The sequence below is a fragment of the Paenibacillus sp. J22P165 genome (genome assembly GCF_059692015.1).
In genome coordinates this window covers 60,280-86,149 of the sequence record NZ_JCAUAP010000013.1, presented here as the reverse complement: position 1 = coordinate 86,149, position 25,870 = coordinate 60,280, and the positions used below count along the sequence as shown (strand labels likewise).

The 25,870-nt window shown below is 41.5% G+C and carries 24 protein-coding genes; 12 read left to right on the top strand and 12 right to left on the bottom strand.

Annotated features, from left to right (window positions below):
• Positions 1–31 precede the first annotated feature (31 nt).
• Positions 32–472: a hypothetical protein gene (locus tag AC58QM_RS28505; protein WP_497288176.1), complete on the bottom strand. Its 441-nt coding sequence runs from the start codon at positions 470–472 to the stop codon at positions 32–34.
• Between the two features lie 179 nt (positions 473–651).
• Between AC58QM_RS28505 and AC58QM_RS28500 the strand changes: the two genes are divergently transcribed.
• On the top strand, positions 652–1,179 hold the full coding sequence (locus AC58QM_RS28500) for an undecaprenyl-diphosphatase (RefSeq protein ID WP_497288175.1): 528 nt from the start codon (positions 652–654) through the stop codon (positions 1,177–1,179).
• 60 nt (positions 1,180–1,239) lie between these two features.
• On the opposite strand, the gene AC58QM_RS28495 is transcribed toward AC58QM_RS28500, so the two are convergent.
• The 3 genes from AC58QM_RS28495 to AC58QM_RS28485 form a co-directional block, all read right to left on the bottom strand.
• A complete protein-coding gene (locus tag AC58QM_RS28495; protein WP_497288239.1) occupies positions 1,240–2,631 on the bottom strand; it encodes a sugar phosphate nucleotidyltransferase in 1,392 nt (463 codons plus the stop codon).
• A gap of 620 nt (positions 2,632–3,251) precedes the next feature.
• Entirely contained in the window at positions 3,252–3,920 is a 669-nt protein-coding gene (locus AC58QM_RS28490) for a YwrJ family protein (protein ID WP_497288174.1), read from the bottom strand.
• A 28-nt stretch (positions 3,921–3,948) separates the two neighbouring features.
• Positions 3,949–5,289 carry an arsenic transporter gene (locus AC58QM_RS28485; RefSeq protein WP_497288173.1) on the bottom strand — a complete coding sequence of 447 codons (1,341 nt, stop codon included), beginning with the start codon at positions 5,287–5,289 and terminating at the stop codon, positions 3,949–3,951.
• A 608-nt stretch (positions 5,290–5,897) separates the two neighbouring features.
• Between AC58QM_RS28485 and AC58QM_RS28480 the strand changes: the two genes are divergently transcribed.
• Genes AC58QM_RS28480 through AC58QM_RS28470 form a run of 3 tightly spaced genes read left to right on the top strand, consistent with a single transcriptional unit; the run spans position 5,898 to position 6,673 of the window.
• Entirely contained in the window at positions 5,898–6,068 is a 171-nt protein-coding gene (locus tag AC58QM_RS28480) for a hypothetical protein (RefSeq protein WP_497288172.1), read from the top strand.
• A 53-nt stretch (positions 6,069–6,121) separates the two neighbouring features.
• Positions 6,122–6,373 (top strand): DedA family protein, encoded by a 252-nt coding sequence (locus AC58QM_RS28475; RefSeq protein WP_497288171.1) that lies wholly within the window; start codon positions 6,122–6,124, stop codon positions 6,371–6,373.
• Between the two features lie 45 nt (positions 6,374–6,418).
• Positions 6,419–6,673: a phosphatase PAP2 family protein gene (locus AC58QM_RS28470; protein WP_497288170.1), complete on the top strand. Its 255-nt coding sequence runs from the start codon at positions 6,419–6,421 to the stop codon at positions 6,671–6,673.
• A gap of 375 nt (positions 6,674–7,048) precedes the next feature.
• On the opposite strand, the gene AC58QM_RS28465 is transcribed toward AC58QM_RS28470, so the two are convergent.
• The 7 genes from AC58QM_RS28465 to nikA are packed head-to-tail and all read right to left on the bottom strand — an operon-like array spanning position 7,049 to position 13,656.
• Positions 7,049–7,303 carry a YheC/YheD family protein gene (locus AC58QM_RS28465; protein WP_497288169.1) on the bottom strand — a complete coding sequence of 85 codons (255 nt, stop codon included), beginning with the start codon at positions 7,301–7,303 and terminating at the stop codon, positions 7,049–7,051.
• Positions 7,304–7,343: 40 nt separating this feature from the next.
• Positions 7,344–8,570 (bottom strand): staphylopine family metallophore export MFS transporter CntE, encoded by a 1,227-nt coding sequence (gene cntE, locus AC58QM_RS28460; protein WP_497288168.1) that lies wholly within the window; start codon positions 8,568–8,570, stop codon positions 7,344–7,346.
• Positions 8,567–9,397: a nickel import ATP-binding protein NikE gene (gene nikE, locus AC58QM_RS28455; protein ID WP_497288167.1), complete on the bottom strand. Its 831-nt coding sequence runs from the start codon at positions 9,395–9,397 to the stop codon at positions 8,567–8,569. Before nikE ends, cntE begins: the two co-directional genes overlap by 4 nt.
• A 16-nt stretch (positions 9,398–9,413) precedes the next feature.
• A complete protein-coding gene (locus tag AC58QM_RS28450) occupies positions 9,414–10,265 on the bottom strand; it encodes an ABC transporter ATP-binding protein (protein WP_497288166.1) in 852 nt (283 codons plus the stop codon).
• A 7-nt stretch (positions 10,266–10,272) separates the two neighbouring features.
• Positions 10,273–11,106: a nickel ABC transporter permease subunit NikC gene (gene nikC / locus AC58QM_RS28445; protein WP_497288165.1), complete on the bottom strand. Its 834-nt coding sequence runs from the start codon at positions 11,104–11,106 to the stop codon at positions 10,273–10,275.
• Positions 11,103–12,053 (bottom strand): nickel ABC transporter permease subunit NikB, encoded by a 951-nt coding sequence (gene nikB, locus AC58QM_RS28440; protein WP_497288164.1) that lies wholly within the window; start codon positions 12,051–12,053, stop codon positions 11,103–11,105. Before nikB ends, nikC begins: the two co-directional genes overlap by 4 nt.
• Positions 12,040–13,656, bottom strand: a complete 1,617-nt coding sequence (nikA, locus tag AC58QM_RS28435; protein WP_497288163.1) for a nickel ABC transporter substrate-binding protein — start codon at positions 13,654–13,656, stop codon at positions 12,040–12,042. The genes nikB and nikA overlap by 14 nt, the downstream gene beginning before the upstream one ends.
• 165 nt (positions 13,657–13,821) lie before the next feature.
• Here nikA and AC58QM_RS28430 point away from each other — a divergent pair, with 165 nt between their 5' ends.
• The 6 genes from AC58QM_RS28430 to AC58QM_RS28405 all read left to right on the top strand — a co-directional run bounded on the left by AC58QM_RS28430 (position 13,822) and on the right by AC58QM_RS28405 (position 22,639).
• Positions 13,822–15,432: a helix-turn-helix domain-containing protein gene (locus tag AC58QM_RS28430; protein WP_497288162.1), complete on the top strand. Its 1,611-nt coding sequence runs from the start codon at positions 13,822–13,824 to the stop codon at positions 15,430–15,432.
• A gap of 33 nt (positions 15,433–15,465) precedes the next feature.
• Positions 15,466–15,840, top strand: coding sequence for a hypothetical protein (locus tag AC58QM_RS28425; protein WP_497288161.1), 375 nt, complete (start codon positions 15,466–15,468; stop codon positions 15,838–15,840).
• A 605-nt stretch (positions 15,841–16,445) separates the two neighbouring features.
• Entirely contained in the window at positions 16,446–19,781 is a 3,336-nt protein-coding gene (locus AC58QM_RS28420; RefSeq protein ID WP_497288160.1) for an ATP-binding protein, read from the top strand.
• Between the two features lie 121 nt (positions 19,782–19,902).
• A complete protein-coding gene (locus AC58QM_RS28415; RefSeq protein ID WP_497288159.1) occupies positions 19,903–20,355 on the top strand; it encodes an anthrone oxygenase family protein in 453 nt (150 codons plus the stop codon).
• Positions 20,356–20,390: 35 nt separating this feature from the next.
• The gene (locus AC58QM_RS28410) at positions 20,391–20,960 is read left to right on the top strand and encodes a hypothetical protein (RefSeq protein WP_497288158.1); all 570 of its coding nucleotides are present in this window, start codon (positions 20,391–20,393) and stop codon (positions 20,958–20,960) included.
• 23 nt (positions 20,961–20,983) lie between these two features.
• Positions 20,984–22,639 (top strand): S-layer homology domain-containing protein, encoded by a 1,656-nt coding sequence (locus tag AC58QM_RS28405; protein WP_497288157.1) that lies wholly within the window; start codon positions 20,984–20,986, stop codon positions 22,637–22,639.
• Positions 22,640–22,942: 303 nt separating this feature from the next.
• Here AC58QM_RS28405 and AC58QM_RS28400 read toward each other — a convergent pair whose 3' ends face one another.
• Entirely contained in the window at positions 22,943–23,851 is a 909-nt protein-coding gene (locus AC58QM_RS28400) for an AraC family transcriptional regulator (protein ID WP_497288156.1), read from the bottom strand.
• A 145-nt stretch (positions 23,852–23,996) separates the two neighbouring features.
• Here AC58QM_RS28400 and AC58QM_RS28395 point away from each other — a divergent pair, with 145 nt between their 5' ends.
• Together AC58QM_RS28395 and AC58QM_RS28390 are read left to right on the top strand one after the other, a co-directional pair.
• On the top strand, positions 23,997–24,854 hold the full coding sequence (locus AC58QM_RS28395) for a sugar phosphate isomerase/epimerase family protein (RefSeq protein ID WP_497288155.1): 858 nt from the start codon (positions 23,997–23,999) through the stop codon (positions 24,852–24,854).
• Complete coding sequence (locus tag AC58QM_RS28390; protein ID WP_497288154.1) at positions 24,854–25,855, top strand: hydroxyacid dehydrogenase; 1,002 nt, start codon at positions 24,854–24,856, stop codon at positions 25,853–25,855. The genes AC58QM_RS28395 and AC58QM_RS28390 overlap by 1 nt, the downstream gene beginning before the upstream one ends.
• Positions 25,856–25,870 lie beyond the last annotated feature (15 nt).

Genomic DNA, 25,870 nt, shown 5'->3' with positions numbered 1-25,870 from the left:
GGAAGAGAATATCAGAAACAGTGAAAATTTATTATAATGCTTTCAATTCAGACTGTAAAAATTCAACCAAATCACGGTTTGATATATAATAGTCAACTGAATTTCTATATTCATTTGTATTTAACCGGTTCATGTTATCGTCTCTCTGAATCATAAAAACGGTGCTTGCTCCGTACTGCCATGCCCCAATTCGTTTTCCAGATTTTAAATCGATATGAACACCTACATCAAGCGTGGTTCCTAGCGCACTATCATTGTCACCCTTAAATGTAGATTCATTAAAAAAGCGGCAATATGTTTCAAAGTTTTGCCTTTCTATTTCTTTCATTTTCGAACCATTGTTTATTGTTATTCTCGAAACATCGCTTGCTGTTATCTTTGTGTGATAGGCATTTGCTTTCCCAAACAAAAACCACCATGAAAAGTAGCCAGCAATCAAAATAGCAATGGTAAATAAGAGGATTTTCTTCATTTTAATCTCCTACATAATTGTTCTTTGTATAGTGAAACACGCAGGGAGTAGCCCGTGGTTAAAAGTGAAACTATAGAAGAGCAACAATATCTTTTGCAATTTGGATTCTTCCTTGAGGAGTCCAACTCATTAGTAACCAGTTGTCAATCAGTCGAATATTTCCATTGAGAACAGCAGGCATGCCACTCCAAAATTTCATTGAACGCATTCTGGAGAACGTTTGTTCCACTTCCAGTTTATCACTGTACAACCTTGTTTATTGGTTTATACGAACCCCAGAAAATCGGGAAATGGTCGTGAATACGCTCCTCTCAGGAGGCGTAGCGTTAGGAGTCAATCGCATTATAGGTGCGATTTATCATCGGGATCGTCCGTTCGTGGCACATCATGTCATCCAATTATTTCAACACGAGGCCTCAGCTTCTTTTCCCAGTAATCATGCAGCTGCAGCTTTTGCGGTAGCGACCTCCATTTGGCTTTGGCGTCGAAAAGAAGGACGGGGTTGGTTAGTTCTTGCTACGCTTATCGGATTCTCCCGGATATGGTCTGGGGTACACTATCCATTAGATATTATTGGAGGCGCAATTTTTGGAACTGTTATCGGAATCGTTATTTATAAGACTATGCGTCTGCAAGTGCTGAAAAAGGTTTCTGAGTCCGTAATCCGTTTTTATGAATCTATTGAACATAAGGTTTGGAAGCCTTAACAACGTAGATAAGCTAGGACAGAGAATGCTTAGTCCTGGCTTTACGGTTTTAATTAGATCCTAGTGAGAATTATCTAGGTATCTATACCAATTTATGGTAATGCGAGTAGTATCTTCCGAAATAAGTTCATCACCTAGCAAGACTTCCATCAACTCAAGATTTGTGACAGCCTTGATTCCATGTTTAATTCCTGCTGGAATCTTTAAAGCTTCGCCTGCCACAAGCCTATACAGTTTGTCCTCCATAAGGATTTCCGCGCTGCCTGTCAAAATCGTCAGGATTTCTTGGCGTTTGAGATGCAGGTGATAGCTAGTAGAGGTTCCTTTAGTTAGACACAATTTCTTGATCATCGTTTCAATACCATTATCATTTTTCCAATAATTCAGTACGTGATAGGAACCCCATCTCTTCTCTCCAACCATCGGAAACTGTGGCACTTGGGCGAGTATTTCTTTGATTTGATTAGCTTTATCTTTATTAGCAATTAAAATTCCGTCAGAACTTGCAGCTACAATGATATTGGGAACGCTAATAATCTCAATGGGATAGGGAAGTTCGTTGATGAGATGGGAACTAACAGAATCATCTGATATCCGTCCCGATCCGATAATTCTATTTTCAAAATGACTGCTGAGTGAGGTCCAACTTCCCAAATCAGACCAGTGACCTTCATAGCCCATGACAACAACAGGCTTTGTGTGCTCAACGACTTCTCGATCAAAGCTTAGATTTGCATATTTTTCATAATTTGCTATCCAAGACTCAACTGTGACAGGATGTCCATTGTCTTTCAAATACGTCAACATGAATGCCAAGTTAAATGCAAATACACCGCAGTTCCACATAGCATGTTCCTCAATTAATTGCTTGGCATCAAGTACATTGGGTTTTTCAATGAACTTGTTTACAAAAGCATAATCTTCATTCTCCTTTGGCAGAACTGGAACAATATATCCGAATTGATCAGAGGGATGATTTGGCTTCGTACCAAGGAGAGCAAGAACTGCTTTAGAATGTGAAAGGACTATAGGAAAGGAGTGGAGTAGCCGGAAAAAATCGGTATTTACATAAGTATCTACGGGAAGAATACAGATCGTTTCATTCGGATTCACTTGCAAGATCTCATGCATATAACATACTGCTAAAGCGATAGCCGTAAATGTTCCTCTTTTATATGGTTCCTCTATGATTTGAATGTGTTCACCGACATAGTTACGAGTAATTTCAACTTGACTTTGATGAGTGACAATACATGTGGATTGTAGTAGGCCTACCTCATCCAATTGTCTGCATATACGCTCAATCATGGATTCGCTGGTACCATCTTCGGATTTCAAAAGCTTATGAAACACCTTGGAGCGAATCTCGTTGGATAAAGGCCATAACCTTTTTCCCGACCCCCCGCACAATAGTACTATACGCAAGCCAATTTCTCCTTTCTTGGGGAACATCACCTTCAATTTTATTTCTTAGATCGCAGTACTTTTCAACTGCACGCTTCATTAATTTTTCCGCTCGATCTCAAGATAATTGAAACATATCTCTTCTGCATTGGAGTACTTTTACTTTGCAAAGTCCGGGATTCTCAACGCAATAGGGGTTCATTTAGACATCAACTTATTAGATTTACGATAGCCTTTACGTTTGTGAAAGAAAGGGACCGATATATAATTTTCAGTGAAGATCCTTCTCAATTGCTGGGATTAAAACATCAATTTGGGTAGTCATTCGCTCATCTCCATATATCAAATATTTTGTATTATGATATTTCGGGAGAATGAAATGGGAAGGATTAATTAGTATTAATTTGTACTCATAAATTAAGTGGTTTGGAGGAAGCAAATTAATTGAGTACATCGCTAATTAGGAACCTTTCTGGCAGTAGAATTATCCTTTGGAAAGACGAAAAAAAGGAGGCAAAGCCACCTTTTTTTCGTCTAGATAAACACCCAATCATATTAGTCCATATTCTCATAAATTATAGTGTGCATAATTGCATAATTCAGCCTTTTTTCGAACGACTTTCCCATAGAAGGTCGTTTTTTTATTTCGAAGAAACATCCTTCATCAATCATGGCGTATATACTGTTTTTAAATGCTGTAAATTCCAAATTACTTTATCTCCACTTGCATTTATCAGCTCTATTGAACCATTATCCACTTTGTGAAGCAGGCCTATTTTTTTCGTGTTATCTCCAAGATCAAAAACAACTAGATTACCTTCCAGTTTTTTACACTGTCCTTCAAAAGTTCTTGATAAGGTAATATTGAAAGGACTCAAAGGAAGTGATTGACTATTAAGACAATAAGGTGTGAGATTAGCGTTATAAGGAATTAACCATTTCAGGTGATTCAAAGACACAAACATGGCTTTATAGACCGGCGAGTAGAAGACGAAATAATCATTCATAATACTGGTTAAATAGCCATGGATTGTTTTATTGCCAGTTACATAAATCTCTACAAATCGCCCTTTTGCATTATTTAATATCTTTCTAAATGAGAGGCTGTCCTCCTGATAATCGATGGGCGTTTCATTAGACAAATGCTCGGGTTCTGTACTAGACTCTGAATTCAATCTTACATTCTGGACGTTGACTAAGGGGATGTAATAGAATTGTTGTTTATTAACCATGACCATAATATCCAACCCTAAATCAATTATTTTACCTGTACAAATATTATTTCCTGAAATTTCAACGATCACTTGTTGACCAACATATTGTTGAAGCACACGCATACGAATAACCTCCAATATATCTGAAGAATTAAAAAATCCAGGATACCCAAAATGATAGAATGACTAACGTGAAAATAACAGTGATTGGGATGACCGTAACAGTTACCTTCAAGTATTGGCCCCAGCTTAATTTTACTTTTCCTTTTTTGATAATGTGCATCCACATGATGGTTGCAAGCGTTCCTATTGGTAAAATAAGGGAACCGATATCACTACCGATTACACTCGCCAAATAAGAAATTTTTAAGGTAAGCGGGTCAAGACCCATGTTTGTCAAAGTTAACGTTCCTACCATTAGTGCAGGATGATTGTTGAATAAATTAGACAAAATAGTAAGCAGAATTCCCATCATTACACTTGCATGAACTAAACTGCCAGAAACCAGAGGTTGCATAAGATGGATGAGCATTTGGGTTAATCCGATATTATGCAATCCATATATAATTACATACATACTGAAGGCAAAGACGAGTATATACCAAGGCGTTTTTCTAATCATGTCTGTAGGTGCAATTTTCAAATAATACCATCGCCACCCCAGTAGGAATGTAGAACCGATAACAGCCATTAATGGAACTGGAAAATGAATGTAAGAGGCAACAAATAGGCTTATACGAACGCTGAATACAAAAATTAAGATATTTCGCATGAACTTGGTTTGGTTCTCTTTTGGAATCGGTGACGAAATTTCTTTCAGCGGATGTGTTTGATTTAAGGGTATCACTCTAATTGCTGGTAGTTTTCGTGGTAATATGCGATAAAAACTAATATATAAAAGGAGTGTAAGGAGTACAAGACCAAGTGAGGCAGGGACAAACATCATCGCAGAGTGCATATATAGGTCCATATGCACAATTTTTAAAGCAATTAAATTTACAATATTGCTTACACCAATAGGTGCGCTAGATGCTGTTGCAATTAAAGCACCGGAGAGTAGATAAGGAATTTTTTGGTGGTTTTTAAGTCCCAATTGATGAAGCAGCATAAGTAAGATCGGCGTTGTAATTAATATACTACCGTCGTTGTTAACAAAAAGTGTCATTAGAAAACAAAATAAGTTTGTGTACCAGAAAAGGCGTATCCCAGATCCTCTTGCTCGTTCTAGAAGTTTCTCAGCAGACCAATTAAAAAATCCAAAACTTTCCAATACAATAGCCATTACAATCGTTGCCATAATAGTTACGGCTGCTCCACCTATGGTTTCAGTTATTTTACCTAAATCAGATAATGTAACACTACCGCTAAGGAGGACAAATACGGCGCCAACTGTTGCTGGAATAGATTCATTTACATTAGGACGAAAGATAATGAAAGCAATGGTGCATAGAAACGACATTATGGTGATAGGAATCATAAATTCTTGCAGCATCTTAATTCAACCTCTTTTCGATAAAGTAAAGATCTTTATTAAGATCTTAATTATCATGTCTACTATCTCTCTAATTCACTGAACAAACCACTTGTTGTGTTACGATTTTCTAGTTATTTCTCCTCCCATGATAGTTGTCTTATAGTCTCATTAGTATAATATGTACAAATTAAAATGAGGGGACTAGTTGTTTATACTATTTCTTCACTTTTCCACTAATAATACTGTTAAATTAATCTATCCTTGTAATAAACTAAGGGTTGTTTGAATAGTTGAGAAGTATCAATTGAAGAAGTCACGGAGAGATAAAGATGGGCATTGAGTTAAGTATGCTAGACTTTAAATTCTCTTCAAAGCCGCTGTTAATTGATGGAAAAGCGTTGGCGTATTACGGACTTAGAAAATCAGGTGCAAATATCAGAATTTCATGAAATGGGCATCGGCTGACTAAATGCGTGCTCTTCAATTAAATTGCATATAAACAGATAGAAATAAACGAGAGACCATGTCTTTCGTTTATTTTTGCTTCATTTTCGTTATTAATTCAATGGAAAATGGTGATACGCACCAATTTGTTCAAAGGAGGGTCGTTCCCTGGGGAAGTCTTGATGAGTTATTCAGGTCTACTTATCTTTCAGGGGAAGCTAAATTGGATCGTTGCCATCACTACAGCATTTGCTGGTGTATCAACCGGGGGGACCCTATCCTATTGGATTGGGCTTCGATTAGGTACACCTTTTTTCAATAAATATGGTGCTCGCATGCTCGCATTCATTTAGGTCCTGACAGAATCCTAAAAATATCCTTTTGGTTTCAAAAGTATGGCAATAAATTGTTGATCGTAGCTTGTTTTGTTCCTGGCGTTCGACATTTTACCGGATACTTCGCGGGCGTAACTCGAATCCCTTATCGCACTTATGCCTGGTATACGTACATAGGAGCTTTCATTTGGGTAATGGTTTTTATCTCACTAGGGAAGGTTTTAGGTCCACAATGGGAGCGATATCATCATACGATGAATCGTTATCTGATTTACGTTGGGATTATTTTTAATTGTATGGAAAGGCAAAGATTGCATACTTGAATTGATGTGTTTTGCCTTTGTTATTATAGGGGGGGGAAGTGCTGGATGAGGAATTGCATGTGCTATTCCATCGCGTTGGACCTGCCTATGTCAATCATGAATTTGATAGTTCGGATCGCAGCGACCTTGTTAGTTATAACACTATGTCTGCTAGTTGGGATCAGTCGTGTCTTCTTCTATGTTCAATTGCCAAGTGATGTCCTTGCTGGTTACGTATTTGGGGGCACTTGGATTAGCCTGAATGTGATCCTATTAGAGATTCTTCGCATGCTGCAAAGAAATGAAATGCGACAAGTATGAAGTGATGTTAGAAATGTTTAATCTATCAAACTAGCCCTCGCAACTACGAATCATAAGAATATTATATATTAACTCAATTGAAAGGAGTTGATATATATGACAATTTTGGTCAACCAGTTTTATGGGATAGTTTATAGAAACGCCAATGGAACAACAACTGTTTTTAATGCTCGAGTTGTAGCAAGAGGGTTAACTAGAATAAGAATTAAATTCATGAACGCAAGAGGTATTATCGTATTTAGATTTCTTTTCATTCGCCAAATTCTCAGATTTATCTTAATCTAACAACTAAAAACTCCAATCCCATGTTTAAGAGGGATTGGAGTTTTTAGTTTACTTACGTTTTATCCGTAAAAACCGGCCGTTTGCTCTCGCTTAATGAAGAACTTTGAATAACGTTGTTTTATCTTTTAATTGGTTGAAAATAAAGGGGGCTGGTGCTGTATTTACTTCTAGTACCCATGGCTTCAATTTTTTATCGATTCCGATATCAACACCAATCTCTTTGAATCCCGGATAACTTTTCTGGTATTGTGTTGCAATTCGATACCCTAAATTTCGCAAGCTATTGATATAATCCTTTTTCTTCTGTCCATGTACATAGGAACCGAGTAACAACTCTAAACTCATGCCTTACAAGCTGTATAAGAATATGTCTAACCTTTTTGGGTCACTTAATAATTTGGGATGTTGTTTCTTTAGTGTATTCAGCACGGATCGCTAAACGGTGACCGTTTATGAGTATTATCGCAACAGAGATCAGCAATAAGCCTGCGCATACACCATACATAAAAGAATAGGACATATGATCGGCAATCGTACCCATCACGATGTTGCCAAGTACAGAGCCAAGATCGGATACGGCAATGAACACTCCGATTAACGTATTGCGGGAGGACATTGGCAGTACAAGGGTCAAATACGTCACTAGATGGGGGTAGAGCAGCGCCATGCCTAACCCAATCAATATGGAACCCGCATACATGAATGATGCTCCGCCATATACGGCAAGTGTCAATAGGCTCAATCCAACAGCCATACTTAGCAGTAAACCAACAATAAAACGGGGATGCCATTGGCCGTCTGAAGGAACTTTTTTGCGTAAGGCAAATCTGCAAAAAACCATCACGCCAGCTTGGAGCATCAAGTAAATGCCGGCATGGCCGACACCGCTTTGTTTCGTATAGAGCGCAATAAATGTTGTTACAGCGCCAAAGGAGACAGAAGCAATAAGCATGGCAGTACTACATACAAGAAATCCACGATGCGTCCACATTTGGCGCAACTGAGAAGACATGGAGCTTGCTTGCTGTTGGTTATTTTGGATTTCTTCGGATTTTGAAGTCAGTGGAGCCGTGAAGCCTATGATACCCGTGGCAAGCGCAATAATGATCATAGATGCCGTGAATGCGCTCATTCCGCCCCAGTCCCATAGGGTTAATGCCAGAATAGGACCGATTACTGTAGGCAGCATGCCCGCTAACAAATAAAGAGATATGCCCTGAGAACGATCATTGTGAGCCAGCTTATCAACAATCCCTAATTGCAGCGCTAAGGAGAAAAATGCCGTCGTTACGCCCTGCATAGCACGAAGAGCGAAGTACCACTCCAGGCTTGATATTGTATACAGAATAAGAATAAGGCCATTTGCTAGTAATAAAATGCGTAAAACAGGCAGCGGTCCGAAGCGATGGACGATACTGCCCGCCCACGGACGGAAGAGCATGCTCGTTACCATATAAGCGCCCATCATGACGCCGATTTCTGTATTACTTGCACCTTGAGCTTCACTGCGAAGAGGCACAATGATATTTAAGATCGGATTCGCGCTGAAAAATAGAAAAGTAATTGCATATAGCTTAATAAAAGGTAAAGATAAGGGGCCGCTTTTGTTCATAGTGACTGACATTCCGCTTTATTGGATTTGATTTTCCGGTCTCGAGGATGCTCAGCAAGAGCGGCTTGTAATAAAAGCTTCACAGTAGGATGTGATGACGTGAAAATGGATTCCTTATTTTCAAACTGCTCCACGAGCTCTCCTTGCTCCATGACGGCTAACCGATCCGAAAGGGCGTAAGCAGCTTTGATATCATGGGTGATGAGCAGATAAGAGAGCCCAAATGATTGTTTCAAGTCATGTAATAACGCTAAAATTTGGCTTTGATTAACCATATCAAGACTACTAATCGGCTCATCAAGCACGATGAGCTTCGGGTTCAGTGCAATCGCTCTTGCAATGTTAATTCTTTGCAGTTGGCCGCCACTGAATTGATGGGGGTATTTCACCATGTCTGCTGCCTTTAGACCGACCATTTCCAGCAATTCACCGATCGCGCGCTTGTGTTCAAGCGGTGACATTGACGTGTAGTTGCTGAGCGGCTCTCCAATAATCTGTTCGGCACGCATGCGTGGATTAACAGCCGCATAACAGTTTTGAGAGACAACTTGCAGATCTCGACGAATTTTCCTACGTGTTGTTGCATTCATGCTGTACATGTCGTGCCCCATAAAAATGATTTTACCTTGCTGTGGTTTCTCCAAACCAAGAATGACTTTGCCGAGTGTACTTTTCCCTGCTCCGCTGCTTCCCAATAAACCCAGACAATCGCCTTCGTCGATGGAGAGAGAAATATTGGAAAGTGTTGGTGGCTGTTGGCGTGTTGAGCCAAATAAACTATTTTTACCGTAGGTATGACTGACTTCCTGTACTTGCAACAAGCTCATCGTTGTTACCCCATTTTTAAAAGTGTAGAGCATTCTCGATCGTCTGCTTGTTCGAAGGATCGGGTAGCTGTAACCTCGCGTTTAGTAATTTTTTTGTATAGACATTTGCAGGGTGATCGAATAGTTGGAAGACATCGGCGTGTTCAACAATTTTCCCATGCTGCATAACCATAACTTCATCAGCCATCTCGGCAATGACACTTAAGTCATGAGAAATCAATAAAATGGTTGTGCCACATTCGGACCGCAGTCGTTCCAGCTGTGTTAACACTTGCAATTGATTAACCATATCTAATGCAGTCGTTGGTTCATCAGCGATAACGACGGCGGGTTTCAGGCACATACACATAGCAATCATCACTCGTTGCAGCATACCTCCGCTTAGTTGAAAAGGGTACATCTTAAGAATCTCATACGGCTTGGGTAAATTCACGTTTTCTAGAGAAACTGCCGCCAGTTCATAAGCTTCTTTTTTCCTCAGCTTGCTGTGCGCAAGAATGGTTTCGATGAATTGATTCCCAATTGAATATACTGGCGTAAAGGCATTCATCGGATTTTGCATAATAAAGCCCATTTCCTTGCCCCGAATGCGACGCATCTCCTTTGAAGCCAAACCGTTAAGCTCACGGCCATCCAGAAGAATGCTGCCTTCAACAATCGTATGTTGATCTATTAACTGAAAGAGAGAATGGCACGTAACACTTTTACCGCAGCCGCTTTCACCGACTAGTCCGAGAATTTTACCCTCCTCTAAATCGAAATGAATATCATGAAGAAGCTGAAGTTGGCCTTGATCCGTAGTCACTTTGACGTTCAGTCCACTTACCTGCAATACTTTGCGAGATGTGTCCACCACTAAGGGCCTCATTTCTTGTTTAATAGCGTTTTTTTACCCCGAATTTATTAGATAGTGCTTCACCGAGCAGATTGAAATTAATAACCACAAGTAAAATAAAAAATCCTGGGTACATCATTAGTTCAGGATGACTTCGAATGTAGCTCTTGCCCTCAAGAATCATTGCACCCCACTCGGGGGTAGGCGGTTGAATGCCTAAGCCAAGGAAAGACAGTGCAGAAATATCCATAATCGCCCAACCGATCTCAAGTGTACCGATTACGACAATAGGAGGTAGGACGTTAGGGATCATGTGTTTCCTCATAATGGTCCAAGGTGAGGACCCGCTTATAATTGCAGACGTAATAAACTGGCGTTCTCTTAAACTAACAACAAGACCGCGAAACATGCGAGCATAGGTTACCCACTGTACAAGAAGCAGGGCAAATACGATCTGCATGATACCGGGACCTAGCATAGCTACAATTCCGAGGACAAGGACAAGGTTTGGAAAAGCCATTACACCATCACAGAAGCGCATGAGTAAGGTATCGATCCATCCGCCTTTGTATCCCGCAACCGTTCCAACAATCAGCCCTATGGTTAATGATAAAATAAACACAAGGAAAACTAAGCCTACAGATATGCGAGCCCCGTATAACAGTCGGGATAATATATCGCGTCCTAAATGATCTGTCCCTAATAAATAGTCGAATGAAGGAGGTTGCAGCTTCAAGGCAAGATTGACTTTGATCGGATCATGTGGTGCAAGCCAAGGTGCCAGAATCGTGATTAAGAAACAAAGCAGCAGGAAGCAAGAACACGTGATTATGGTTTTCCTACCTGAGAAAAGATTCTTTATAGGTTTAATCACCGAGTGGTTCTTCCTTTCAAAGAAATTCGGGGGTCCACATACATTTGAACTAAATCAACGACTAGATTGCATAGAAGGAATGCACATGCAGCGAGAAGTACATAGCATTGAACGACCGGAATATCTCGATTAAAGATAGCTTCAATGAAGTATCTGCCAATTCCAGGCCATGAAAACACTTGCTCTACAATGATCGTACCCGTGAGCAGCTTGCCAAAATTCATACCTAAGCCAGTAATGACGGGAGAGATGGCAATTTTCATCACATGTTTAAGCATAATTACTTTTTCTTGAATACCGCGTGTTCTGGCGTATAATACATAAACTTCTTGCAATTGCTCCATAATGCTTGCCCGCAAAAGTCGACTATAGATAGCGATAAGTGCAAATGACAAGGTTAGTGAAGGCAGGACAAAATGCTTCCAGCTTCCCATACCATTAACGGGTAACCAATCCAATTGGACAGCGAAGAAAAAGATCAATATATAACCGAGCCAGAATTGCGGAATGGATGCGCCAAAATAGGAAAGTACTTTGCTGAAATAATCAATCCAGCTATGGGAGTAAACAGCTGACAAATACCCCAGTCCGATGCTGACAATAATCGTTAGGATGATGCTGCTGAAAGAAAGCTTCAAGGTTGCGGGTAGTCGCAATGTCACCTCGTCCCAGACAGGTTTATTGGACAGATAGGATGTTCCGAAATCAAGTTGGGCGATTTGGCTTAAAGTTTGCCAGTACTGCACATAAAGGGGTTGATTCAGCCCCAGTTCTTGTCTCTTCTCAGCAAGTAGTTCCTCCGTCGGTTGAATATGCGAAGCGGAGAAATAAGCTTCCGCCGGGTCCACCGGCGAAAGCTGAATTAAGATAAATGTGAGCAGTGTGGCGAAAATGATCAAAGGAATAATGGCGAGCAGTCGCTTCCCGATATAACTACTTAATGCCATTGAAAGGGTGATCCCAACGGCTTGCTGGGAAGCTAACATTGGATAAGGATTTATTGTACACAACGGTTTGTTTAATATAAGAAATCGGTACGATAACGGACTGCTCGTGCAAAGTTGTCAAAATTTCTGTATAGAGTTTCTTGCGTTCAACTTCATTTGTAGAGGCAAGAACAGTCTGTATCTTCTTGTCCAATTCCTGCTTCATAGGAATGCGTGAATGGGCTTCAGCTACACCAAAGCTTGGTTCTTTCACAGCATTAACAAGTGTATGAGGGTCATAAGGAACACCAGAATTAAACCAGAAACGAACGTCAAACTTTCCTTCTCGGAGCAGCTTCGTTGCAGTAGTTAATTCTACACCAGCGATGTTTAGCTTAACGCCAATCTCCGCCCATGCTGCCTGTACAGCTTCTCCCATTACTTTTTGAATGGGGTCGGTGTTATCGTAATCTAATTGCAACTCTAATTTTTTGCCATCTTTTTCTCGAATCGTTTGCCCTGGAGCCAGTTTCCAACCGGCTTCATCTAAATATGCCATTGCTTTGGCTTTGCTGTAATCAATGGGGTTAACTTTGAAATCCACATACGGATAATTGTTCGATAAAAGAGCATCAGCTTTTTGTTCGACACCGCCTGTAATACCATTTACGATGCTCTGTTTATCCAAGCCATGCTGAAGAGCAAGACGGACACGTTGATCCGCAAGTTTATCGTTGGAGGAGTTCAACAAAATATTTCTAGTACCGACCGGATCCGAGAGAGCTGTTCCGTACTTGCCTGTACCTTGCAGTTGTTTATAGGCATCTAGGCTGATCGCCCCTTCGCCAAATAGCATATCCAATTCACCTTTTTCAAAAGCTAGTACACGCGTTTCACTGTCAGGAATGATTTTAACCGTTACCTTATCAATCTTAGGCTGTTCACCCCAATAATTAGGGTTTCTAGTGAATACAGTGTATTGATCTTGTTTGTACTCCGTAATCATCCACGGTCCTGTACCTATCGGTGCTTTTAGACCTTTTAGGGTATCATCGCCTTCTGGGAAACCAGCTTCACCAAGGAAGCGGAAAGGTCGTACTGTCGCCAAATCCTGTAATGCTGGATAATACGGCTCAGAGAGAGTTAATTTAATCGTTTGCTCATCAACAATTTCTGTTTTTTCCAGCATCTTTGCTATGCCAAGCCAACTGTGCGTGCTTTTGTTTTTCATGATAGCATCAAAATTTCTTTTCACGATAGTAGCGTTAAATGGCGTACCATCCGAGAACTTAATATTTTTGCGAAGTTTGAAGGTGTATTCTTTTCCATCGGTTGAAATGTTCCATGACTCGGCAAGATAAGGCTTAAGCTCCCCACCTTCGTTATAACTGACAAGTGGCTCATAAATCATGGACTGTGAAAATAATTGATTAGGGTAGTAGGCATGAGGATTCGACGGGCCCAAATCTCTCATCCACGAAACGGTGATCTCCTTTGGTTTTTGTGGCAGAGCTGTGTTATTGTTGGTCTCTGGCTCTGACTTTGAACAACCTAATACAGTAATAAGCAATGCTAATAGCACAGCAATTTTTGGTATGAAGCGTGTTAATTTATTGCGGATCATCTGAGTAATTCCCCTTTTCATTGATAATGATTATCATACTCGATAATAATATTTATTTTTGCTACAATTAACAATGGAGAAATACCTGTTTTTTTATTGGACAAAATAGAGCTTGGATATCCCTACATACTAGCAGGCATGGACGGAGAAGGAGGGGACCTTGCCATGTATATATACGATATATTAGAGGTTAAAGTCATAGACTTGGTGTCCACTAGGTTGATTATTCCCACGGATAGCACTGGTCATCGGATTATTTGCTTTGCTCGAGTGGGAGGCAATCTTCGTTTGGCTGGGCATACCCTGTATGCAGATCAAGGATCTTGTATGTTACTGGCCCCAGGGGACAAGGCTGAAATAGAGATTAGTGGCGGAAGTGATCTACTTGGAGCTGTGTATATGGTTCGCTTCCATGCCTATGGAATAGGGGAAAAAGATCCTTCGATTGATATTGGGCCGTGTATCCCATATGAGACGAAGATCGATGTGATGCCATTATCGCGGCTTGTCGATTTGCTTGAACAGGTTGCTTATAGAGCTAGCGATACGTTGAGTCATGAGTTCGTAGAACGTTGTAAGCAGCAGATTCATTTGCAAGAGCTTCTTGTCCTTCTTATGGAAAATGTTTTAACGATGCACTCATCCACCGATGCCACATCAGCAGTTCAACAAACGATTGACTATCTCAATCACAACTATCGGGATGAAATTACAGTTGAGATGCTTTCGAGGATGTCAGGTGTTGGCCGATGGAAATACAGTGATTTGTTTCAGTCGTTGATTGGCAAAAAACCACTTGAATATTTGACCGAGGTACGCATTAACAGGGCCAAGGAGCTTCTTCTCCAAATGGATGACCCTTTACGCGAAATTGCCCGTCGAGTTGGCTTTAAGGACGAATATTATTTTTCCCGCAAGTTTCGGCATGAGACGGGGATGACGCCTAAACAATATGTTCGTACTAAAAGCAGCAAACTGATAACAAATGAGCGAAGCTCAATCCCTTTCACAAGAGTTGTGGCTGTGGGTGCTGTACTTGGTGATTTATTGGCTCTCGGCATCAAACCGATTGGTGCGGATATGACAGTAGTTGGCAAAAAGGTAGTCTATCGCGAGGAATTGAACAACATAGCAGATGTCGGGCTTTTAGGTGAACCTGGTAAGGTAAAAGCGCTGAATCCCGATCTCATTGTATATAGTGGTTTCCGAATGGATTGGATAGATAAGCTGTCCAATATTTCTCCAATCGTAGCTGTTGATCGCTTTGAGCATACATATGATCGGCTTTTAAAGGTAGCTGATCTATTCGGTAGGACCAACCAAGCTCGAAATTGGGTGGAGGGCCATCATCAAAGATCCAATGAGATATGGAAGCAGTTGTTTACCAATCCAATGGATAAACGGAAGCAAGCTAGCATTTTCGTCGTGAATGATGGTGTCGTCTATGTCATGGGAATGAGAGGTATAGCAATAACGCTATATCATCCTTTAGCTTTCGAGCCTTCAGACCCAGTGAAAGATTTGATTGCTAGGAGTATTCCATTTTTTGCAATTGAACCCGAGAAAATTCAGGCCTATGAAGCCGACCATCTGTTTCTGCTAGTGGATGAGCATGAACGTTCCAAGCTTAAGGCACAGAGCGTAACAAATCATCCCTATTGGAAATCGTTAGGGGAAGATTTTGTTCATATATTAGAGGGAAAATGGAATTTTGATGATCCGATTACGATGGATCGTCTTCTCCCTTTATTACCACGGATTATCAGGCCAATGTAATTTATTGATGTTGCGAAAATGAGGTGAATATTTTTGGAAGAGTTACTTTCACAAATTAAGCATAAACACGGAAGAATAATTGAAGGAAGACGACATGTATGGGATGTAGAAAAACTGTGGGAGTTATCAAAGAGCTTACCAGTTCATAAAATCAAGATTGATTCAATAAAGGAACTTGATCTGGATTGTTGGTTTGCAGGTAGTAGGAATACTCCAATTCCAACTATACGCAATGTTGCGCTTCATTGTCAGCGGATTATCAATGCAAATATGGAATATCCAATATTAGTATGTTCAGATGGACAATTAATAGATGGGGGACATCGAATTGCCAAAGCATTCATTGATGAAAAGAGTGAAATCGATGCTGTCTATATTACATTGCCGACGGCGGATGTTATTCTATAAAGTACTATTATTCATGTAGAGTAACCTGTTTAAAAACTGAATTTAGCTTTTGTTAAGTCTTATGTGCAAATGAAATGATTAAACCCGAGTAATTGTTACACGTTTGAAATCTTATTTTCATAGATTCACATTAAAAGGCATCTTAGGAAAATTACTGCACAAAAAAACACGAGCCGATCTGGCATCGTGTTTTTTTGTGCGGTAATTTTATTTTTGTAAAAACCAAAATCAACATAAAACCAATGTTATTCAATTTAATATACATTTATTGCATAAAAAATGTATATCGCAAATGGAGGTTATTCTCAATAATTATGAAAAACGAGCATTATAGTGAACTTTAATATAATTTATTTCTTAATAATTATGAAAATCTCCCTTGATAAATCAACGATTTTGGTATATTTTTTCTCAATAAATATGACACCACACATTTTCTTATAAAAGTGTTGGTCATTGCGATAATGCAGAAAGATAGTAGATGAGGCTATGTGTTGCTACTCTGTAATGGTGATGGCTCGAAATAAGTCGATTTTTGACACGAGGGATTTGTGTACAAAAATAGAATAAATTGTATAGAGAGATTTGCGAAGGAGGGGGACGGTTTGGCAGGCTGCAGCATTCAACTATTAGGCGGTTTTAAAATCACCTTTGACAATGAAGATTTTACGACGACTACATCCGGTGCAAAGGCCCGGCTGCTGGCATACGTGGTTCTAGCTTTTGACATGCCGCAAACCAGGAAACAAATTGCCTTTGATTTCTGGCCGGACTCCACAGAGAAACAAGCCCTATCCAATTTACGGAAACTCCTTCACGATCTGCGGGAATGTCTTCCACAAACCGATCGTTATCTCAAAATTACTCCAGCATACATACAGTGGAATCTTGAATTACCCGTTTATTTGGATGTGCGTGAGTTTGAACAGGCGGCAGATGGAAGAACCCTATACGAGCTTCGCAAGGCGGAAGAATTGTACAGAGGAGATCTTCTACCCGGGCTTCAAGAGGAATGGCTTGGTGCGAAGCGGGAGCAGTTGGCGCAAACGTATTCGTCTGTACTCGACAAGCTCATTTCTATTATGGAAAATCAACGGGAGTACACGTCGGCCCTACTTTTCGCGAATAAGATCCTTGTACTGAATCAATTAAGGGAGGAAACTTACCGTACGCTGATGCGGCTTCATGCCTTGAATAATGACATGGCAGGCGTAGTTCTAATTTATCAGCAATTGCGCAACATACTGCAAGACGAGCTAGGGATAGGTCCAGCGGAGGAAACCTTACAGCTTGTAGAAAGGCTCACGAAAATTGGCAACGAACAATTGATCTCTGAACAAAGCAAAACTCCGCTGGTCGGCAGAATCGGCGAATGGGAAAACATGGTTAGCAACTGGAAGCAGGCAACGATTGGGAGAAATTCCCTCCTGCTATTGAAGGGTGAGGCGGGAATCGGCAAAACTAGATTGACCTTGGAATTTAAAGCATGGGTAGAGAGACAAGGGTATCAAACGGCCTTTGCCGGATGCTACCCGTCAGTAAGATCGTTGTCCTACACACCGATCACTACTTGGCTCAGGAGTGTTCCTTTACCGCAGATCGGTCCAGTCTGGCTGTCGGAATTGACTCGTTTACTGCCAGAGTTATTTGAAAGATACCCGGAATTGCCGAAGCCGGATCCCATTCAGGACAACTGGCAATTGAACCAATGGTATGAAGCGATAGAGCGGATGCTGCTGGGTCAGCAACCGCTATTCCTCCTCCTTGACGATATTCAATGGAGCGATGAAGAGACACTGCAATTCCTCTCTTATCTACTCCGCAAAGATACCAAGTCAAAGCTGTTAGTTGTCGCGACAATGAGAACGGAGGAGTCTCCGGGCGATGCCGTCGGACATTTTGTCTCCGGACTTCAAATTGAACGGAAGCTGACGGAAATCGAGCTAGCACCGTTCAGTGAGGAAGAAACGAAACGGCTGATGGCCGCTACTGTTGGGGATGAGTTGGCTGACTGTCACTCGTCCCGTTTATACGCGGAAATCGGCGGGAATCCATTGTATATAGTAGAAACGTTGAAAGAGTGGCAAACGGGTAGCGATAGAATGGAATTTCGATTTTCGCCTTTGGTGAAATCCATCATTTTAAATCGATTGATGAAGCTTTCGCCGGATAATCGACATCTTGTATCCATCTTCGCCGCTGTCGGCAGACCTGTATCATTATCGCTTATGGCGATGTTGACAGGCTCGTGTGAGGAAGAGATGCTTGAAAAAATGGAGTACTTAGTACAATCGAAAGTCATGCAAGAGACAGAGGACGAGAAGTACGACTTTACTCATGATATCTTAAGGGAATCTGCGTATACACTGAAAAATGAGAGCTTGCGCCGCCAATACCATCGAAAAATCGCAATTGGATTGATTGCTATTCATCAAGAGCGGCTTGAAGCCGTTGCTGCGGAAATCGCTTTTCATTACGAACTTGCGGTTATGAAAAAAGAGGCCATTCTCTATTACGAAATGGCTGCATCTGTTGCCGAGAAAATATATGCCAATGAAACCAGGATAAAGTGTTATCGGAAGCTCATTTCCTTGCTGCCTCCCGAACAGATACTGCCAATACTAATGAAACTCGGCGATGCTTTGATCATTACGGGAAATTGGAACGAAGCGGAGAAGACTTACAGACAATGGCTTGAACAAGAAGGGAATTCAACTGAGCTGCAGGAACGATCTTTCTGCGACGTTGCGCTGGGCAATTGCCTGCGATTGCAGGGAAAATATGAGGAAGCAAGCTTTCATTTGGAACGGGCTCGACGCCATTTTGAGCTGATTGACGACCATTCCGGTCTTGGCTTTGTCTATGGAACGCTTGGTATGTTGCATTACTACAGGGGAAATAACGACAAGGCACTTCACTATTTGACAGTAAGAATGGAATTGCCTCCTTCAGGAGATCGAACGAGGGAGGATTGCCGTTTCTACGGCGTTATGGGGGGGCTGTTCTATCATCAATGTGAATTCGACCAAGCGATTCATGCATACAAGATGCAGCTCAAGCTAGCAACGGAAAATCGTGATAAGAACGCTGTTGCGAAAGCCTTGGGCGGATTGGCGCTTGTCTATCTCGACACCGATCAAACGAATCTGGCTTTTGACTGTATCGTTGATAAGATTGAAATCAGCCAAGTGATCGGTGACCGGATGGGTCTGACTATTGCAATGGGAATGCTCGGCAAATATTATGGATTTCTGGGATCACACACGATAGCGGCTGGGTGCATTGCCTTTTGTCTCGAAGAAGCAATAGCTGTCAAGGATTGGCGCTTTACTGCCAACTTGCTCGGATGGGAAGCCCATAACTTATTGCTGCAGTTTCGAGTTGAGGAAGCGATTCCGTTCATTGATCGCGCGCTTCGACTGAGCCGACAGCTTCGCTCTCCTTTTTTTGAATGTAATGCGCTCTATCTCATGAGTGTGAAGAGTTATCACCAGAATCAATACGATTATGCAGTGGAAATTGCGGAAGAAGCACTGAAGATCGCTAATAAGCTTAATCGTCGAGATATGCAACTCAAGCTTTTATTGCATTTGAATGCGGGGTTAAGACGAACAAACCCGATTGAGGCCTTGGAGCAACTTCATAAATTGCTAAAGCAGTATGTCGATCAGCAGGAACAGGCAGCCATTTACTATGCGATGTGGAAGTTGAATTCCGAATCCTCAGAATATCGGATCAATGCGCTATCTTTGAATGAAGAGCTTTACCGAAAGTCAGGTAAAGAAGAATATCGTGTACGTTGCAGCGAAATGAACGGTTTATGCGATGTCGCCGCTGTGGTGCGTCCAATGCCGCAGTTTGCTGCCGAAGTCACACAACACAAAAGCATCACCGAAACCATTTTGAAGGAAATAGATTGTTATTTGAAGTTAAAGTCATAATCGCGAAAGTTAACCAAGAAGCGCTTTTGAAGCGCTTCTTTCTTTATGATGTAACTAGGATATCTTCTATCCCATCTGCCTTGGCAAATGCCGAGAGTCTATTTATTATGCAGGAGGAAAAATGATAAAAACAGTTATCTATACCGTTAATTTATTACTAGTGGCACTTGTGGTCGGGACTATGTTCGGGGTTTGGTTTGGTATAAATCCTAAGCAAATGCCATATCCCGCTTATCTGGAACATCATCAGAAGTTAATTCGATCTTTAAATGTTAAATTGCCGTTATTGGCAGCAGTGGGTATTGTACTCACTGTCATTTCAGCTGTTCTTTCCCGAGATGATCGTTATAGGATGTTGATGATGATTGCTTCGGCGATTTTTCTAATCATTGCCGGCATCATTACACGTTTCCTGAATCAACCTATTAATGCAAAGATATTGTCTTGGTTGCTTGATAATCCTCCCGCAGATTGGATGAGATTGCGTGATGACTGGTGGAAGTGGCATATTGTACGGTTGATTGCTGGACTGATCGGGCTAAGCCTACTTATTATTGCACTGTTAATTCATTGATCTTTCAAATATTCCCTATAAAAAGAGGTGCAATTGTGAAACGGCAAACAGTTGCTTTAGGACTAATCATAATGACTCTAGGAACCTTGATCACAGGCTGTGGAGGCAATGTTATCCAATCTGTATCGGAAGCTGTGGCGAGCCAAGTGCCAAAAACCGCAAACATTAGTTCATCTCATTCAAGTGAGGCCGGTAGATTAGACGACGCGGTACTTGGCGCGAAATTGAGCTATTTCGATTCCAAGTTTGGCACCGTTGTCAAAAAAGAGAACGAATCGACCATCGGTTATATGGATGGCAAGCTTCGGGTTCTTGAGAATTTTGGAATCGCTTATACGATTTACAATGCATACGTGGATCGCAAAGAAAAGGTGAGCGTAGAAGATGCGCTCACGTTTATCAAGCAATTCCTGCCCAAAGATGCCAAATTCATCAAAGACGAAGAAGACGCTACTACAAAGATGCATAAATACACCTATAAAAGCGAAGCTCTGAAAGCCCAAACGCAGTTGTCCGGACAATTAATAATCAACATCATTAAGGATCCGAATGACGAAGCCAACTGCAAGCAAGCGCAGATCAGCATTGATATTACGGCTATGTGAAATCGGTTGAGGGAGGAGAAACAATGGGTTCAGTAAAAAAGTCTCTTGCACTGGCCTTAGTCTATATGTTGTCTATGTGCACGATAGGACCGATTCCGCATACGTTTGCAACAGCCAATATTTACCAGCTTACTATCAATAACTCGAGCTCCTATTTAATCGCAGGCCAACCGCATTATGTTTCCTTCACTACCGATAGAGCTATTTCGACAGACATGGACGTTCAAACAGACTATTCCACCGATAACGGTTTTACATGGCATTTCCTAAAAAGCAGTAATTATAATTTATATGAAATTACTTTTCCAATCGATCCACAGTTGACTTCGGCGATTTTCCGCGTAGGTGCTTCCTTCTCGCCGGTTATCGGTTCCGACAGCTATTCTGAGGTGAAGATCGGCCCATATCAAATTTTGCAGCCTGGTTCAATCACGGATTTAACTTCAATGGCGAATACGGATGGTACAATCTTACTGGATTGGACCGATAATACGAATATGGAATCATATTACCAGATTACAAGGGATGGGCCTGATGGTTCAAAAATATTTTACGTAAAAGATACAATGGATCATAGGGGGCCTCTCAGATTTGTCGATAAAGATACAAGTAAGTATACAAGTACAATCTACGCTTACTCAGTGCTACCGGTCATTGATCAATTCAATATACTGGACAGCAATAGACCGGGAGTTGTCAGTGTGCTAGCAAAAACGATTGCGCAAAAAAAGCCTCTGGATACAATCGACGCCATAACCAATTTCCCTAGAATTACTGAACCTGACAATAATAAAGTGAAAATTGAGCTTGATTTTACGAAAAAATGGCGTATGTATATCTTGGATATCGATAAAGTGGCCGTCAGTAGCATCACGTTAAATAAAAAAGCAATCCATCTGAAGCAGGGGGAGAGTGAAGCGCTAATCGCGGCTATTATACCTTCGAATGCAGCCAATAAGAAGATGACGTGGAGCAGCGAAAATGAGGGAGTAGCTACTGTCGATAACGCTGGTAAAGTGACGGGCATATCACCCGGTTCAGCAAAAATTACAGTGAAGGCAGAAAGTGGGGAATTTACTGCTGTTTGCATCGTAACTGTAGCGGATATTCAGAATCCGACCACGGCTACACCTACGATCCAATTTAATGACATTGATAAACATTGGGCGAGTTCGGATATCATGATCGCAGTGAAGCTAGGAGCCGTGAGCGGTTATCCGGACGGTACTTTCCGGCCGGATGCGAGTGTGACACGTGCGGAGTTCACGAGTATGCTAATGAGAGGTCTAAAGCCAATGGGAGAAGGTACACGAATTTCCTTCAAGGATAATAGTGATATTGAAGCTTGGGCGGTTCCATCGGTGGAACTAGCAGTGAAACTCGGAATCATCAGCGGTTATGCGGACGGTACATTCCAACCGAACGCGAATATTACCCATGCCGAAATGATCTCGATGGTCGTTCGCGCCTCAGGTCTCCCCACTGATAATGCACAGATAACCGGCTACGCTGACGATGCCATTATCCCGGAGTGGGCAAAAGCCTCCGTTTCTACGGCCGAGAAGAACGGCATCATTATCGTGAGTGGTATTACAGGCAATAAATTTGCGCCGCAAGTACTGTCCAACCGCGGGGAAGCCGCTTCGGCGATCGTTCGTATGCTAAAAGTTAAGAAGTAGAAGCGGTTGAGGAGAGATATTATGAGTGGATACCCTGAAAACCTGGCTTCTTTGGATTTATAAAAGAAATGCCTCTATTCTCCGATACATCCCCGAATTCCCTCCCTCCGCGCTGGGTGCCGCTTTCCGTAAACGGTCCATCATCGGTGGCTTCAGCATGAAACAGAAAGAGTTTCGTTTCATAATTATATGTTGAACAAAGAGAGACAATTAATCTGATGAATATGAATCAGTTTTATTGTGTCTCTTTTATTTTTTGAGGTAATTTTGTAAATATTTATTTTGAACAGCTTTTATTTTTGTTTAAGAAGGATGCTTTCGGAAATCACGTGGTGTTACACCCGTAAGCTTTTTGAACATGCGATTGAAATGGCTAATATGATTGTAGCCCACTCGTGAAGCAATCTCGGTTACATTCAGATCAGAGTCTCTTAAGAGTTCCATAGCTACTTGCATACGGATAGCAGATAAGAGCTCAATATAGGACTTCCCTTTTACAACCCGCAACATGCTGCTGAAATATGAGGGAGACATATAGGCGATATTTGCAACATCTTCAAGATTAAGGTCCTCATGATATTGCGATTCCATATAGGCAATCGCCTTATGAAAAGCCTCACGATGAAACAAAACCTCTCTCTGTTCTTGTTGACCCTGAGTTTCTGAATAACGAGCATATTGTCGTCCAGTAATCACAAGTAGCTTTAAAAGTTCAGCTTTGATGGCCAGTTGGTATCCGTCTTCCATTTCATTCCACTCGTTCCTCATTACTTGGAGAACATTCTCAACCGATGATTGAATGTTCGGGGGAAGAGCCATTTTAGGAATAAGATCTTCCTGTGAGATTAGCGGTCTGATATAGGCGAAATCTACGAAGGTTTGCATACGGGTGAGATCTCGCAGACCTTCATTAATAGCATGGGGCATAAAATCAATCTGAAATAAGACAAAATCCATCGATTCGCGTAGTTCCAGACGATGTTCCTGATAAGGAGGTATGGAAAATATATCGCCTTTAGTCAAGACGTAGGACCGGTCATTCGTGACGTGTAAACAGCTGCCCGACATCATATAGCAAAGCTGCAAATGTTCATGAGCATGCTTGGTTTTATTCATATAAGCAGGTGTTCGTACTTCAACTTTGAACGGAAACTCTTCATCCAGCATTTCTTTGTACGCATAGACGGGGAAGTCTGACATTATATGCACCACACATTCATATTTCATCCTACTTGTCATGTTACATGGGGTCGTGGAAATGTGCAATAAATCCGTGGAAAAGGGAAAGTTTCTTCGCTATTGTGGGGCTACAATGGAAGTAATCAAAGTTGAAGGACACGTACAGGAGGAATGAAGCTTGAGAAACCTAGCCTATAGTACTCTGCCTTGTGAAGGTTGGAGCTTGGCAAAAATGATTGCGTTTGCAAAGGAATGCGGATTTTCAGCGATGGAATTACGGGAGGGTAAAGCGTGGATGGTATCCACCGAGATGACCTCAAATGAGCGCTTAGAGGCACTTCATTTATTTGAAGAAGCTGACATAAAGGTCACGGATATTGGTTCGAATGTTTGCTTCAATGGAACGGATCGTGATCAGGCTATGTCGGAACATTTTGAAAAGGTTGCACAACTGGCACATGACTTGAAAGCACAAGGTATTCGAGTTTTCTTAGGATACTTCAACGGTCGCAGAGACAAGGAAGTACCTGTTATCCCATATGAAAATGTTGTCGCTCGTGTGAGGCAAGCCTGTGATTATGCCGCATCCTTGCAAGTGCAGGTATGGCTCGAAACGCATAATGAATTTTCGACGGGTAAAGTGCTTCGTAAGCTGCTGGATGATGTTGATCGGACGAATTGTGCTGTAATCTATGATATTATTCATCCGCTTGAAGAAGGTGAATCTCCAGCTGATACCATTGCACTTTTGGGAGCACAATGCGCTCATGTCCATATGAAAGACGGTTTGCCCTTTGAAGATGAAATGGAAATAAATTGGAAGTATACGAAGCTTGGTGAAGGTATCATTCCTATTACCGAGATTGTCAGCTTGCTGAAACAAGCAGGTTACCAGGGTTACTATTCCTTAGAATGGGAAACGAAATGGCGCAAGGAGCTGCAGATACCCGGTATGGAACCGGAACTGATTTTTCCCGCTTATGTAAGCTATATGGATCATTTGACTCAAACCATTAACGAAATGAGGACAATCTAGTGAAAACATTAGTTACGATTAGGAATCCTGAACTTCGAGAGTTACTTTGGCAGGAAGCGACACTTCACAAGCTTTTAAGCTTTACCGATGTTGATTTTATTGCATTAAATGAGAAATTTACAAGTGAGGACTTGGCTGAAAAAATCAGTGAGTATGATGCATGCATCACATCCTGGGGATCGCCAGTGTTTACCCCAGAGGTGCTGGCTCGAGCGACTAAATTGAAGTTTATTGGTCATGGTGCTGGGAGTGTTGCAGCTATTGTGAATGAAGATGTGTTCGAAACGAATATTGCCGTTGTTACCGCAAATAAAGTGCTGGCGCACTCGACTGCCGAATGTGCGTTCTCTATGATTTTCGCGGGTGCCTGGAATTTCTCCTCACTTAGTGCTGGCCTAAAACAAGGTAAATGGAGCAACAACAACCGTGATACAGTTCTCGGCGTAACCAGAAGAGTCATTGGTTTGGTGGGATATGGAGAAATATCCAAGCAAGTGATACGGATGCTGAAACCATTTCATGTAAAAATCTTGTTGTGTTCCAGTTATTGCTCGCAAGAGGAAGCGAACGCTCAGGGCGTCCAGCTTTGTGAACTGAACGACCTTTTCGAACAGAGCGATATTGTATCGGTTCACAATACACTGACGGATCAGACGCGTGGAATGATTGGGAGCGAACAGCTGAAAAGATTACGTGATGGAGCATTATTTGTGAATACGGCACGAGGACCTATCGTACAGGAGCAAGCGCTGCTTGAAGAGTTACGTACCGATCGTATAAAAGTAATGCTGGATGTATACGATTATGAGCCGCTTCCCATTGACCATGAACTCCTGAAACTGCCAAACGTCGTCTGTCTGCCGCATATTGGCGGATTCCACGGAATTCTCAAGCGGGAGCTTTGCGATTTTATTGTCGATGAATTAAAGCGTTTCTCTGAAGGAGAAGCTCTTCAAGGAAAAGTAACGATTGATCAATACCGCAGATTAACGCGTAAATAAACATGATTAAAGGGA

Coding starts and splice junctions, on each gene's coding strand:
- AC58QM_RS28505 (WP_497288176.1), bottom strand. CDS start 472: ATGAAGAAAATCCTCTTATTTACCATTGCTATTTTGATTGCTGGCTAC.
- AC58QM_RS28500 (WP_497288175.1), top strand. CDS start 652: ATGCCACTCCAAAATTTCATTGAACGCATTCTGGAGAACGTTTGTTCC.
- AC58QM_RS28495 (WP_497288239.1), bottom strand. CDS start 2,631: ATGTTCCCCAAGAAAGGAGAAATTGGCTTGCGTATAGTACTATTGTGC.
- AC58QM_RS28490 (WP_497288174.1), bottom strand. CDS start 3,920: ATGCGTGTGCTTCAACAATATGTTGGTCAACAAGTGATCGTTGAAATT.
- AC58QM_RS28485 (WP_497288173.1), bottom strand. CDS start 5,289: ATGCTGCAAGAATTTATGATTCCTATCACCATAATGTCGTTTCTATGC.
- AC58QM_RS28480 (WP_497288172.1), top strand. CDS start 5,898: ATGAGTTATTCAGGTCTACTTATCTTTCAGGGGAAGCTAAATTGGATC.
- AC58QM_RS28470 (WP_497288170.1), top strand. CDS start 6,419: ATGAGGAATTGCATGTGCTATTCCATCGCGTTGGACCTGCCTATGTCA.
- AC58QM_RS28465 (WP_497288169.1), bottom strand. CDS start 7,303: ATGAGTTTAGAGTTGTTACTCGGTTCCTATGTACATGGACAGAAGAAA.
- cntE (WP_497288168.1), bottom strand. CDS start 8,570: ATGAACAAAAGCGGCCCCTTATCTTTACCTTTTATTAAGCTATATGCA.
- nikE (WP_497288167.1), bottom strand. CDS start 9,397: ATGAGCTTGTTGCAAGTACAGGAAGTCAGTCATACCTACGGTAAAAAT.
- AC58QM_RS28450 (WP_497288166.1), bottom strand. CDS start 10,265: ATGAGGCCCTTAGTGGTGGACACATCTCGCAAAGTATTGCAGGTAAGT.
- nikB (WP_497288164.1), bottom strand. CDS start 12,053: ATGGCATTAAGTAGTTATATCGGGAAGCGACTGCTCGCCATTATTCCT.
- nikA (WP_497288163.1), bottom strand. CDS start 13,656: ATGATCCGCAATAAATTAACACGCTTCATACCAAAAATTGCTGTGCTA.
- AC58QM_RS28430 (WP_497288162.1), top strand. CDS start 13,822: ATGTATATATACGATATATTAGAGGTTAAAGTCATAGACTTGGTGTCC.
- AC58QM_RS28415 (WP_497288159.1), top strand. CDS start 19,903: ATGATAAAAACAGTTATCTATACCGTTAATTTATTACTAGTGGCACTT.
- AC58QM_RS28405 (WP_497288157.1), top strand. CDS start 20,984: ATGGGTTCAGTAAAAAAGTCTCTTGCACTGGCCTTAGTCTATATGTTG.